The sequence below is a fragment of the Paracoccus fontiphilus genome (genome assembly GCF_017356265.1).
In the GTDB taxonomy this organism is placed as follows: domain Bacteria; phylum Pseudomonadota; class Alphaproteobacteria; order Rhodobacterales; family Rhodobacteraceae; genus Paracoccus; species Paracoccus fontiphilus.
In genome coordinates, this window is record NZ_JAFNAW010000085.1 from 1 (window position 1) to 11,537 (window position 11,537).

The 11,537-nt window shown below is 68.7% G+C and carries 13 protein-coding genes and 1 pseudogene; 11 read left to right on the plus strand and 3 right to left on the minus strand.

Annotated features, from left to right (window positions below; genetic code table 11):
• Positions 1-692, minus strand: a 692-nt coding sequence (gene cbiB, locus J0F76_RS18475; RefSeq protein ID WP_207471749.1) for an adenosylcobinamide-phosphate synthase CbiB, incomplete at its 3' end; no start/stop codon positions are given.
• Entirely contained in the window at positions 689-1,231 is a 543-nt protein-coding gene (locus tag J0F76_RS18480) for a histidine phosphatase family protein (protein ID WP_242690414.1), read from the minus strand. The genes J0F76_RS18480 and cbiB, both read right to left, overlap by 4 nt.
• A gap of 168 nt (positions 1,232-1,399) precedes the next feature.
• On the opposite strand from J0F76_RS18480, the gene J0F76_RS18485 reads away from it, so the two are divergent.
• The 4 genes from J0F76_RS18485 to J0F76_RS18500 are packed head-to-tail and all read left to right on the plus strand — an operon-like array spanning position 1,400 to position 4,047.
• Positions 1,400-2,560: an isovaleryl-CoA dehydrogenase gene (locus J0F76_RS18485; protein ID WP_207471751.1), complete on the plus strand. Its 1,161-nt coding sequence runs from the start codon at positions 1,400-1,402 to the stop codon at positions 2,558-2,560.
• Positions 2,560-3,081: a lysozyme inhibitor LprI family protein gene (locus J0F76_RS18490; RefSeq protein ID WP_207471753.1), complete on the plus strand. Its 522-nt coding sequence runs from the start codon at positions 2,560-2,562 to the stop codon at positions 3,079-3,081. The genes J0F76_RS18485 and J0F76_RS18490 overlap by 1 nt, the downstream gene beginning before the upstream one ends.
• The gene (locus tag J0F76_RS18495; protein ID WP_207471755.1) at positions 3,074-3,580 is read left to right on the plus strand and encodes a lysozyme inhibitor LprI family protein; all 507 of its coding nucleotides are present in this window, start codon (positions 3,074-3,076) and stop codon (positions 3,578-3,580) included. The genes J0F76_RS18490 and J0F76_RS18495 overlap by 8 nt, the downstream gene beginning before the upstream one ends.
• Positions 3,577-4,047 carry a lysozyme inhibitor LprI family protein gene (locus tag J0F76_RS18500; RefSeq protein ID WP_207471757.1) on the plus strand — a complete coding sequence of 157 codons (471 nt, stop codon included), beginning with the start codon at positions 3,577-3,579 and terminating at the stop codon, positions 4,045-4,047. The genes J0F76_RS18495 and J0F76_RS18500 overlap by 4 nt, the downstream gene beginning before the upstream one ends.
• Before the next feature lie 44 nt (positions 4,048-4,091).
• Here the strand turns inward: J0F76_RS18500 and J0F76_RS18505 are convergent, their stop codons facing one another.
• Entirely contained in the window at positions 4,092-4,703 is a 612-nt protein-coding gene (locus tag J0F76_RS18505) for an OmpW/AlkL family protein (RefSeq protein ID WP_207471759.1), read from the minus strand.
• A 134-nt stretch (positions 4,704-4,837) separates the two neighbouring features.
• Between J0F76_RS18505 and J0F76_RS18510 the strand changes: the two genes are divergently transcribed.
• From J0F76_RS18510 to J0F76_RS18540, 7 genes and pseudogenes are all read left to right on the plus strand, one after another.
• On the plus strand, positions 4,838-6,442 hold the full coding sequence (locus tag J0F76_RS18510) for a carboxyl transferase domain-containing protein (RefSeq protein ID WP_207471760.1): 1,605 nt from the start codon (positions 4,838-4,840) through the stop codon (positions 6,440-6,442).
• Between the two features lie 94 nt (positions 6,443-6,536).
• Positions 6,537-8,465: an acetyl-CoA carboxylase biotin carboxylase subunit gene (locus J0F76_RS18515; protein WP_207471761.1), complete on the plus strand. Its 1,929-nt coding sequence runs from the start codon at positions 6,537-6,539 to the stop codon at positions 8,463-8,465.
• Positions 8,458-9,177: a glutathione S-transferase family protein gene (locus J0F76_RS18520; protein ID WP_207471762.1), complete on the plus strand. Its 720-nt coding sequence runs from the start codon at positions 8,458-8,460 to the stop codon at positions 9,175-9,177. Before J0F76_RS18515 ends, J0F76_RS18520 begins: the two co-directional genes overlap by 8 nt.
• Positions 9,170-10,033 (plus strand): hydroxymethylglutaryl-CoA lyase, encoded by an 864-nt coding sequence (locus tag J0F76_RS18525; protein WP_207471763.1) that lies wholly within the window; start codon positions 9,170-9,172, stop codon positions 10,031-10,033. Before J0F76_RS18520 ends, J0F76_RS18525 begins: the two co-directional genes overlap by 8 nt.
• Positions 10,026-10,808: a crotonase/enoyl-CoA hydratase family protein gene (locus J0F76_RS18530; RefSeq protein WP_207471764.1), complete on the plus strand. Its 783-nt coding sequence runs from the start codon at positions 10,026-10,028 to the stop codon at positions 10,806-10,808. The genes J0F76_RS18525 and J0F76_RS18530 overlap by 8 nt, the downstream gene beginning before the upstream one ends.
• Positions 10,809-10,852: 44 nt before the next feature.
• Entirely contained in the window at positions 10,853-11,308 is a 456-nt protein-coding gene (gene dut / locus J0F76_RS18535; protein ID WP_207471766.1) for a dUTP diphosphatase, read from the plus strand.
• Between the two features lie 2 nt (positions 11,309-11,310).
• Positions 11,311-11,537: pseudogene (locus tag J0F76_RS18540) on the plus strand (molybdopterin biosynthesis protein); the annotation flags it as partial.

The following is an 11,537-nucleotide window of genomic DNA, read 5'->3' on the forward strand; positions in this document are numbered from 1 at the left end:
GGCGAGCGATGGGCGCGGGCATCCCGCCGCGCGGCGGCCCAGGACCGGCGCGCATCGCCCGAGGTCGCCGCGATCAGCAGCGCGGTCAGGCGCGCGGGAAGCCAGTTCGTCGCATCGTCCAGGCGCGCGGCAAAGCGACCGAACAGGTCGTGGCGCGGCGTGCGGTGGCCGATCATCGAATCAAGCGTGTTGATCGCCTTGTAGGCGGCGATGCCCGGCAGCCCCAGGACCACCGCCCAGAACAGGGGCGCGATGACCCCGTCCGAGGCGTTTTCCGACAGGCTCTCGATGCTGGCGCGGGCCAGGGCTGGCTCGTCCGCGCGGGTCACGTCGCGGCCGACGATCATCGCGGTGGCCTGGCGGGCGGCTGGCAGGTCGTCTGCAAGCAGGGGCCGGGCGACGGCGCGCAGGTGATCGTCCAGAGATCGCGCGGCTACCAGCGGCCAGGCCAGCACACCCGCCGCCAAGGGGCCGAGCCATGCCTGCAGGATCGCGGCGGGCAGGACGGCTGCGGTGATGACGATCAGGCTTGCCGCCATGCCGCGCCCGATGCGGTTGCCGCCACGGTTCATCGCGCGATCCAGCCGCGCGATCAGCGCGCCCATCCATGTCACGGGATGGCCGATCCGCCGATACAACGGGTCCGGCCAGCCGATGGCGGCATCCAGCAGCAGGGCGATCAGCGCGATCATGGCGCGGTCACGTTCACCGATTCGACGGACCAGGCATCGCCATGGCGGTGCAGGACGGTCAGCGACAGGGGTGCCACATGGAAGGACAGCGCGGCATGGCCCACCACCAGCGACAAGCCGGCCCGGACCGTGCCGGCGTGACCGACGACCAGGGTGTCACGGGTCATCGCCTGAAGCTCGGGGCGGACGCGACCGGCCATGTCCTCGAAGCTTTCGCCGCCGTCCGGGCGGTGCAGCGCCAGATCGGCTGCCGGCATCGCGCCCAGGTCGGGCAGGTCGGCATAGGCCAGCCCCTCCCACGCGCCATGATCCTGTTCCCAAAGGGCAGGCCGTGTGTCGTCCGCGTCAAGGCCAAGCGCCTGCAGCGTCTGCAGGCAGCGCCGCGCCGGGCTGGCGACGATGCGCTGCACCGCGCCGATCCTGCCGCGCATCCAGGAAAAGTCGCGGGCTGCCGTGCAATCGGCATCCACGTCGCGTCGCCCGGCCAGTGTGCCGCCCGTCAGGGACGGCGCGTGCCGCAGGATCAGAACCTTGACCATCGTTCCCTTCCGCCTGGTGCCGCGCACCATGCCGCGCCCGTCCGGCAGCGGCAAGCCGAGGCGGTTGACCGGGCAGGCTCCAGCGCGCAGGCTCTTGCTTGACAGGCGCGGGGACGGCGGCCTATATCGGAAATGAACGTTCGTTCAATAAATGGGAGGGGATTGCCGATGTTCACGCGGGGGATGGAGTTCGATCTGGGCGAGGATGTGAACGCCCTGCGCGACATGGTGCATCGCTGGGCGCAGGATCGCGTCAAGCCGATGGCCGCCGACGTTGATCGCACCAACGACTTCCCGAACGAGCTGTGGACCGAGATGGGCGACCTGGGCCTGCTGGGCATCACCGTCCCCGAGGAGTTCGGCGGCGCCGGCATGGGCTATCTGGCGCATGTCGTGGCGACCGAGGAAATCGCGCGGGCCAGCGCCAGCGTCAGCCTGTCCTATGGCGCGCATTCGAACCTCTGCGTGAACCAGATCAAGCTGAACGGCAGTGACGAACAGCGCCGGAAGTATCTGCCCGACTTGTGCAGCGGCAAGGCGGTCGGCGCGCTTGCCATGTCCGAGGAAGGCGCGGGCAGCGACGTCGTGTCGATGAAGCTGCGGGCGGAAAAGAAGAACGACCGTTATGTGCTGAACGGCAGCAAGTACTGGATCACCAACGCGCCCGACGCGCAGACGCTGGTGGTCTATGCCAAGACCGACCCGGACGCGGGCAGCAAGGGCATCACCGCCTTCATCGTCGAACGCGGCATGGCCGGCTTTTCCACCAGCCCCCATTTCGACAAGCTGGGGATGCGCGGCTCGAACACGGGCGAGCTGATCTTCGAGAATTGCGAGATCCCGTTCGAGAATGTCCTGGGCGAGGAGGGCCGGGGCGTCCGCGTGCTGATGTCGGGTCTGGATTATGAACGGCTGGTCCTGTCGGGCATCGGCACCGGCATCATGGCCGCCTGCCTGGACGAGGTGATGCCTTATGTCCGCGACCGCAGGCAGTTCGGCCAACCGATCGGGTCCTTCCAGCTGATGCAGGGCAAGATCGCCGACATGTATGTCGCGTTGAACACCGCCCGCGCCTATGTCTATGAGGTTGCGAAGGCCTGCGATGCGGGCAAGGTGACGCGCCAGGACGCGGCGGGCGCCGTGCTTTACGCCAGCGAGCAGGCCATGGTGCAGGCGCATCAGGCGGTGCAGGCGCTTGGCGGCGCGGGGTTCCTGAACGACAGCGTTGTCAGCCGCCTGTTCCGCGACGCCAAGCTGATGGAGATCGGCGCCGGTACCAGCGAAATCCGCCGGATGCTGATCGGGCGCGAACTGCTGGGCCTGGTCTGATGCGATCCCTGCTGGCCTTGGCGCTGATGGCGGCACCGGCCTTCAGCCAGGAACCGGAATCGCCGCCTTTCGACGCATCGCTGGTCGATGCCTGCCTGGAGAAAGCCGCCGGAGAGGCCGGCACGGAAGCGATGCCCGATTACGCCCGCTGCGTCGGGGTGGCCTCGGGGCCCTGCATCGACAGCCCTGACGGCTACAGCACCGTCGGCATGTCCTATTGCCTGGGCGAGGAGTTCGACGTCTGGGACAGGAAGCTGAACGACAGCTATGCCAAGGTGCTTGCGGCCGCCAGGGCCGCCGACGCCGAGATGGCGGAACTGGGATCGGCCGCCCCCAAGCAGGAACCGCTGCTGAGACAGATGCAGCGCGACTGGATCGCCTTCCGCGACTCGGCCTGTTCCTATGAGGGCAGCCGCTGGGGCGGCGGCACGGGCGCGGGTCCGGCCGGCGTCGATTGCAGCCTGCAACTGACGGCGCAGCAGTATTTCCGGCTGCGGGCCTGGGAGCCGCGGGATGAATAAGGGTCTTGCGCTTGCGATGTGCCTTGCCGGCGCGACGTCGATGATGGCGCCCCCTGCCGTCGCGGGAGACAGCTCGGGCCTGGACCCCGCGGTGATCGATCAGTGCCTTGCGGATGCCGCGACGGACGGCGCGCGGCTTGATTGTGCCGGGGCCGGTCAGGAAAGCTGCCTGGCCTATGCCGAGGCAGAGCATGGCGAAGTCGGTCCGGTGGACCGGCAGTTGAACTGCCTCGATGCCGAATGGCAGGCTTGGGAAGCCAAGCTGAACGAAGTGTATGACGACCTCAAGGCCGTCGAGGAGCAGCGTGGCCCGGACCGTGCCGAGGCCCTGGTCGCGATGGAGCGGAGCTGGATCGCCTTTCGCGATGCCCGATGCGCCTATGACAGGCTGACCAATGGCGGCGGGACCGGCGGCGCCACGGCCGAGCCGCTTTGCAAGCTGAACGAAACGGCCCGGCAGGTCATCCTGCTGATGGCTTACCGAAGGGACCGGACATGAGGTCCGGCGCCATCACGCTTCTTGTCGCTGCGATGCTGCCGCTTCCGGCCGCGGCGCAGCAGGACGCGCCCGCCTTGCCGAAGGGCGTGGTCGCGGCCTGTCTGGCGGATACGCCCAGGGGCGATCTCGATCCCGACTGCATCGGCGCCGCGGCCAATGAATGCCAGCAGGAACCGGGCGGCAGCACGACCCTCGGCATTTCCGAATGCCTGATGGCCGAACATGCCGAATGGGATGCGATCCTGAACGAACAATACAAGCAGATGCGCGATCGTCATGCCGACGACCGGGCGGCGGCCGACGGCCTGCGTGCCGCGCAACGGGCCTGGATCGCCTGGCGCGATGCCGAATGCGCGTTCCGGTACGACAGCTATGGCGGCGGGTCGATGCGGACCGTTGCCTCGGCCGGTTGCCAGATGGGCCTGACGGCGCGGCGCGCGCTTGAACTGCGGGCGATGCACGAATGACCGGGGGGCGCCACGATACCGATGGCGGGCGCCCCGCGGTCGGATCAGAACTTCATCACATAGCTGATGCCCGCGACCACAGGGTCGATCTCGACCTCGCCGATCTCGGCGCCGTTCAGTTCGACATCGGCGTCGATGTCGATCCAGCGCAGGTCTGCACGCAGGGCCGAGCGGTCGTTGATCCAGTAGTCTGCGCCAAGATGCGCGGCGAGGCCCCAGCTGTTCTTCACGCGCAATTCGTTCCCGGCCAGCGGACCCTTGGTCTCGGCGTCATAGAAGCCGGTGAAGTTCACGCCCAGGCCGACAAAGGGTTTGAGCTGCGGGGTGGCGTCGAAGTGATACTGCAGCGACAGGACCGGCGGCAGGTGCTTGACGGTGCCGATCTCGGTTCCGTCCGTTTCGATCGAGTGCTTGAAGGGCAGGGCGCCCAGAAGCTCGACGCCGATATTGTCGCGGATGAAGTATTCGACGGTGATCTGCGGACGGGTGCTGTCGCCGATGCTGACCGGAACGGTGCCGCCGGCCAGCGTGCCGTTGTTCGACTTGGGGTTCACGTTGGCGATACCCAGGCCAACGGTCAGGTCGCCCGCCTGCTGCGCAGCCGCCGGGGACACGACAGCCATCACGGCTGCGGCGGCAAGGCACAGAGTTTTCATCATACAGCTCCTTCAAAGACTACAGGACGCGGCATGGACCCGCGGCCGCGCCGAAAACATGATCTGGATCAAACCACTGCAAAGATAAGCTCGGCTGCGACAAGTCGCCGCGCCCCGTTCGGGAAGGCCTGCCCATGAAGCTGACATCATCCGCCCTGACGACGTCCGATACCTTTCGTGCCAATCGCGACGCGCATCTGTCGCTGATCGAGGTCGCGCGAAACGCGGCCCTGGCCGCCGCCGCCGGGGGCGGCGCCAAGGCGATGGAGCGTCACACAAGCCGCGGCAAGATGCCGCCGCGCGAACGGGTCGCGAACCTGCTGGACGCCGGCTCGCCCTTTCTTGAAATCGGCGCCACGGCGGCGCATGGCATGTATGACGATGCCGCGCCGGGCGCGGGCGTGATCGCGGGCATCGGGCGCGTGCATGGCCAGGACGTGATGGTCGTGGCCAACGACGCCACCGTGAAGGGCGGCACCTATTACCCCCTGTCGGTCAAGAAGCACCTGCGCGCTCAGGAAATCGCGGAACAATGCAACCTGCCTTGCGTCTATCTGGTGGATTCGGGCGGTGCCAACCTGCCCAACCAGGACGAGGTCTTCCCCGACCGCGACCATTTCGGCCGCATCTTCTACAACCAGGCGCAGATGAGCGCGAAGGGCATCCCGCAGATCGCCGTGGTGATGGGAAGCTGCACGGCGGGCGGCGCCTATGTCCCGGCCATGTCCGACGTGACCATCATCGTCCGCAACCAGGGCACGATCTTCCTTGCCGGTCCGCCGCTGGTCCGTGCAGCGACGGGCGAGGTCGTCACCGCCGAGGATCTGGGTGGCGGCGATGTCCACACCCGCCTGTCCGGCGTGGCCGACTACCTGGCCGAGGATGACGCCCATGCGCTTGCCATGGCCCGCCGCGCCATCGGCAACCTGAACCGCCGGATGCCCGACACGGTGGCCTGGCAAACCCCCGAACCCCCCGCCCTCGACCCCGAGGAGATCCTGGGCATCGTCCCCGCCGACCTGCGCACCCCCTATGACATCCGCGAGGTCATCGCCCGCGTCGTGGACGGCTCGCGCTTCGACGAATTCAAGGCGCGCTTCGGGGAAACCCTGGTCACGGGCTTCGCCCATGTCGAGGGCTGCCCGGTCGGCATCGTTGCCAACAACGGCGTGCTGTTCTCGGAAGCGGCCCAGAAGGGCGCGCACTTCATCGAACTCTGCAGCCAGCGACAGGTCCCGCTGGTGTTCCTGCAAAACATCACCGGCTTCATGGTCGGCCGCAAATACGAGAACGAGGGCATCGCCCGCCACGGCGCCAAGATGGTGACGGCGGTCGCCACGACCAACGTGCCCAAGATCACGATGCTGGTCGGCGGATCGTTCGGCGCGGGCAACTACGGCATGGCGGGCCGCGCCTATAGCCCGCGCTTCCTGTGGACCTGGCCCAACTCGCGCATCAGCGTCATGGGCGGCGAGCAGGCGGCGGGCGTCCTTGCCACCGTCCGGCGCGAAGGCATCGAACGCGCCGGCGGCACCTGGTCGTCCGAGGACGAGGCCGAATTCAAGCGCCCCACGATCGAGATGTTCGACCGCCAATCCCACCCGCTCTACGCCTCGGCCCGGCTGTGGGACGACGGCATCGTCGACCCGCGCAAGACCCGCGACGTGCTGGCCCTGTCGCTGCGCGCCAGCCTGAACGCGCCCATCCAACCGACGCGCTTCGGCGTGTTCCGCATGTAGGGCTGGCCATGGCTCTTTCACTTTGGTCCAAATATCCCGCGGGGGTCCGGGGGCGCGAAGCCCCCGGCTTGGCCCGCCATACGCAGGTTCCGCCATGTTCCAGAAAATCCTGATCGCCAACCGGGGCGAGATCGCCTGCCGCGTCATCGACACCGCCCGCAAGCTGGGCGTGCGCACGATCGCCGTCTTCTCGGACGCCGACCGCGCCGCCCGCCACGTCGCCATGGCCGACGAGGCGGTCCATATCGGCAGTCCCGCCCCCAGGGACAGCTACCTGCGCGGCGACGCGATCATCCGTGCCGCGCTTGAAACCGGCGCTCAGGCCATCCATCCGGGCTATGGCTTCCTGTCGGAAAACCCCGATTTCGTGGATGCGGTGACAGCGGCGGGGCTGGTCTTCATCGGCCCCTCGGCCGACGCGATCCGTGCGATGGGGCTGAAGGACGCCGCCAAGGCGCTGATGTCGCGGGCGGGCGTGCCGGTCGTTCCCGGCTATCACGGCGAGAACCAGGATCCGGTCCATCTCAAGGAACAGGCGGATCAGATCGGCTATCCGGTGCTGATCAAGGCGGTGGCGGGCGGCGGCGGCAAGGGGATGCGCCTTGTCGAACGCCCGGCCGATTTCGCCGTCGCCCTGCAATCCGCCCAAGGCGAGGCCGCGACCGCTTTCGGCAATCCCGCCGTCCTGATCGAGAAATACATCCAGCAGCCCCGCCATATCGAGGTCCAGGTGTTCGGCGACGGCACCAACGCCGTCCACCTGTTCGAACGAGACTGCTCGCTGCAACGCCGCCACCAGAAGGTGATCGAGGAGGCCCCGGCCCCCGGCATGACCCCCGAGATGCGGCAGGCTATGGGCGACGCGGCTGTCCGCGCGGCGGAAGCCATCGGCTATGCGGGCGCGGGCACCATCGAGTTCATCGTGGACGGCAGCGACGGGCTGCGCCCCGACGGCTTCTGGTTCATGGAGATGAACACCCGCCTTCAGGTCGAACACCCCGTGACCGAGGCGATCACCGGCGTCGATCTGGTCGAATGGCAGCTTCGCGTCGCCTCCGGCGAGCCGCTGCCCGCCCGGCAACAGGATCTCTCCATCCACGGCCATGCCTTCGAGGCGCGCCTTTACGCCGAGGACGTGCCCGCAGGCTTCCTGCCCGCCACCGGCCGGCTGGCGCATCTGACGTTCGCCGACAACGCCCGCAACGAGACAGGCGTGCGCCAGGGCGACACGATCAGCCCCTGGTATGACCCGATGATTGCCAAGATCATCACCTGGGGCAAGACCCGCGCCATTGCCTTGAGCAAGCTGGAAGCCGCCCTTGTCGATACCGAGGTCGCGGGCACCGTCACCAATATCGACTTCCTGATCGCCCTGACCCGGCATCAGGGCTTCCGCGAAGGCCAGGTCGATACCGGCCTGATCGCCCGTGATCTGGACGCCCTTGTGGCGGCATCCGAACCTCAAGCCGCTGCCCGCGCCTTGGCAGTGATCGGTTTGGCCGGTCTGGCCGACCCGCGGGTCAAGGGCGGCATGACCCTGTGGCACCCCTTGCGGCGGACCATCCATTGGCAGGGCGGCCAAGCCGCATTGGAGGTGCTCGGCCCCGGCGCGGCGCGCGTGACGCTGGATGGCCAGCCGCACGAGGTCCGCTGGCAGGGCGACCGCTGGTGGGTCGATGGCAGCCTGTGCCGCCACCGCATCACCGCCCATGACGGCGGCGTCAGCGTGTTCGGCGCGGGCAGCCTGCATCTGGTGCCGCTCGACCCGCTGGACCGGCAGGCGGATGCGGGCGCGGGGGCCGCGCTGACGCTGTCGCCCATGCCGGGGCTGGTGAAGTCGGTCGATGTCGGTGCGGGACAGACCGTGAAGGCGGGCGACCGGCTTTGCGTGCTGGAGGCCATGAAGATGGAACACAGCCTGACAGCCGCCCGCGACGGCGTGGTGGCCGAGGTGCTGGCCCGGGCTGGCGACCAGGTCGAGGCCGGTGCCCCCCTGATCCGGTTGGAGGAAGCCGATGCCTGACCCCACCCCCACCGACACCCCGCCCCCCGCCCAAGGCGGCCCGGTCAAGGACGGCGCGGGCGAGATCATCCTGTGGCACGTGCCCCTGTCGCGCTCGATGCGCATCCTGTGGCTGCTCAATGAACTGGACCTGCCCTTCGCCCTTCGCGTGATGGACCTACGCGGCAAGGACATGCGCGCCGCCGAATACGCGGCCATCCACCCGGTCGGCCGCGCCCCCGCCTTGCAGATCGACGGCAGCGTGATCCACGAATCCGGCGCCATGGTCGAATACCTGTGCGAAACGCGCGGCCCGCATCTGTGGCGCGCACCGGGCGAGGAGGGACGTCTGGGCTGGCTCGACTGGCTGCATTTCGCGGAAACCATCGGTCAGCACATCGCGAACCTGACGCAAAGCCACCTGATGCTGCGCGATCCCGCCACACGGTCGCAGACCGTGATGAAGCTGGAAACGGCGCGGCTGGCCCGCACGCTGCGGCTGGTGGAACAGACGGTCGAAAGCCAGGACTGGCTGATGGCCAGCGGCTTTTCGGGCGTCGATTGCGCCGTCGGCTGGTCGGTCTGGACGGCAGGCCGCTTTGTCCGCCTGACGCCCGCCTTACAAGCCTATGCCGACCGCTGCACCGCGCGCCCCGCCTTCCGCCGCGCGCTGCCGCAGGAAGGCGAGCCGCAGCTTTACGAACGCGACTTCTACGAGCTTCCCGATGCCTGAATTCGTCGAAATCTTCGAGATGGGGCCACGCGACGGCCTGCAGAACGAAAAGCGCCTGATCCCGGCGGCGGACAAGATCGCCCTGGTCGACCTGCTGTCGCAGGCGGGCTTCCGGCGGATCGAAGTCACCAGCTTCGTCAGCCCGAAATGGGTGCCGCAGATGGGCGACGCGGCAGACGTCATGGCGGGCATCACCCGCGCGCCGGGCGTCAGCTATGCCGTGCTGACGCCGAACATGAAGGGCTATGAGGGTGCTAGGGCCGCGCAGGCCAGCGAGGTCGCGATCTTCGCCAGCGCGTCCGAAGGCTTCAGCCGCGCCAACCTGAACGCGACCATCGCCGAAAGCCTGGAACGGCTTGCCCCCGTGGCGCAGGCGGCGCAGGCGGACGGCATCCCCGTGCGCGGCTATGTCAGCGTGGTGACGGACTGCCCCTTCGACGGACCGACGCCGCCCGCCAATGTCGCCCGTGTCGCGGCGGCGCTGCGCGACATGGGATGTTACGAGATCAGCCTGGGCGACACGATCGGCCAGGGACGGCCCGAGACCATCGACGCCATGCTGGCGGCGGTCCTGGACGAACTGCCCGCCGACCGGCTGGCCGGGCATTACCACGACACGGCGGGCCGCGCGCTCGACAACATCGACGCCAGTCTGGCGCGGGGCCTGCGAGTCTTCGATGCTGCCGTGGGCGGGCTTGGCGGCTGCCCCTATGCGCCCGGCGCGGCGGGGAACGTCGCCACGGAAAAGGTCGCCGCGCATCTGGCGGCGCGGGGTTTCGCGCATGGCCTCGACATGGCGATCATCGAGAAAGCGGCCGCCTTCGCGCGCAGCCTGAGGGGAGACGCCCATGCCTGAGACGATCCGCATCGACACCGACCCGCGCGGCGTCGCGACACTGTGGCTTGCCCGCCCCGACAAGCACAACGCCTTGTCCCAGCGGATGCTGGAGGAACTGACCCAGGCCGCTGCCCAGCTTGGCGCCGATCCTGCCGTGCGGGTGGTGGTTCTGGCGGGCGAGGGGGCGAGTTTTTGCGCGGGCGGGGACCTTGCGTGGATGCGCGCGCAGATGGATGCCGATGCCGAAACCCGGCGCCAAGGTGCGCGGACGCTGGCCGGAATGCTGTCGGCGCTGAACCTGTTGCCCAAGCCGCTGATCGCGCGCGTTCACGGCAACGCCTTCGGCGGCGGCGTTGGCATGATGGCCGTGGCCGACATCGCCATTGCGGCCGACACCGCCCGCTTCGGCCTGACCGAGGTGAAGCTGGGTCTGATCCCCGCCACCATCGGCCCCTATGTCCTGGCGCGCATGGGCGAGGACAAGGCCCGGCGCGTGTTCTTCTCGGCCCGCCTGTTCGACGCGGCCGAGGCGGTGACGCTGAGCCTTGCCGCCCGCTCGGTTGCGCCCGCCGACCTGGACGCGGCGGTTGAAGCAGAAGTCGCGCCTTTCCTGCTGGCTGCCCCCGGCGCGGTCGCCGCCGCCAAGGCGCAATGCCGCGCGCTTGGCCCGCGCATTGATGAAGCCGTCATCGCCGACAGCATCGACCGGCTGGTCGCCGTCTGGGAAGGCGACGAGGCACCGGAGGGCATCGCCGCCTTCTTCGAGAAGCGCAGGCCTCGCTGGCAGGTCTGAGCCGCTTCCGCTAAGGCTGTCCAAGGACAGCAAGGACGGACGGCATGGAAGTCAGGATACTCGACCCGCGGATTCATGAGTGGGGCCTGCCCGATTACCAGACGGCGGGATCGGCGGCGATCGACCTGTTCGCCTGCATCGACGCGCCCCTGAACATCGCCGCGCAGGCCCCGGCCATGCTGATCAGCGCCGGGATCGCCCTGTCCTTCGACGATTTCTCCTTCGCGGGGCTGGTGCTTCCCCGGTCCGGGCAGGGGCACAAGCGCGGGCTGGTGCTGGGCAATTCGACCGGCCTGATCGACCCCGACTACACGGGCGAGATCCTGATCAGCACCTGGAACCGCAACCCGGCAGGATGCGACCCGATCACCATCCAGCCCGGAGAACGGATCGCGCAGATGATCTTCGTCCCCGTCCTGCGCCCTGCCTTTACCGTGGTTGACGGCTTCAGCCGGGCCACCGCGCGGGCGGCGGGTGGCTTTGGTTCGACCGGGGCCTGACGGTGCTTGGGTTCTGGCTGCTGGTCGGCGTCGCGTTGGCCGGATGGATCTTCGGCCTGCCGCGCCGCTGGCTGCTGGCGGCGCTTGCCGCGGTCTGGACGGTGATCGAGATGGCCCATATGGCGGGCTGGGGGGCAGCCTTCGGCGGCTCGGCGCGCGGCTGGCTGGTCGCGGGCGGGCTGGCGGGGCTGGTGCTGGCCTATCGCGCGGGGCTTGCGCGGCTGCGGTC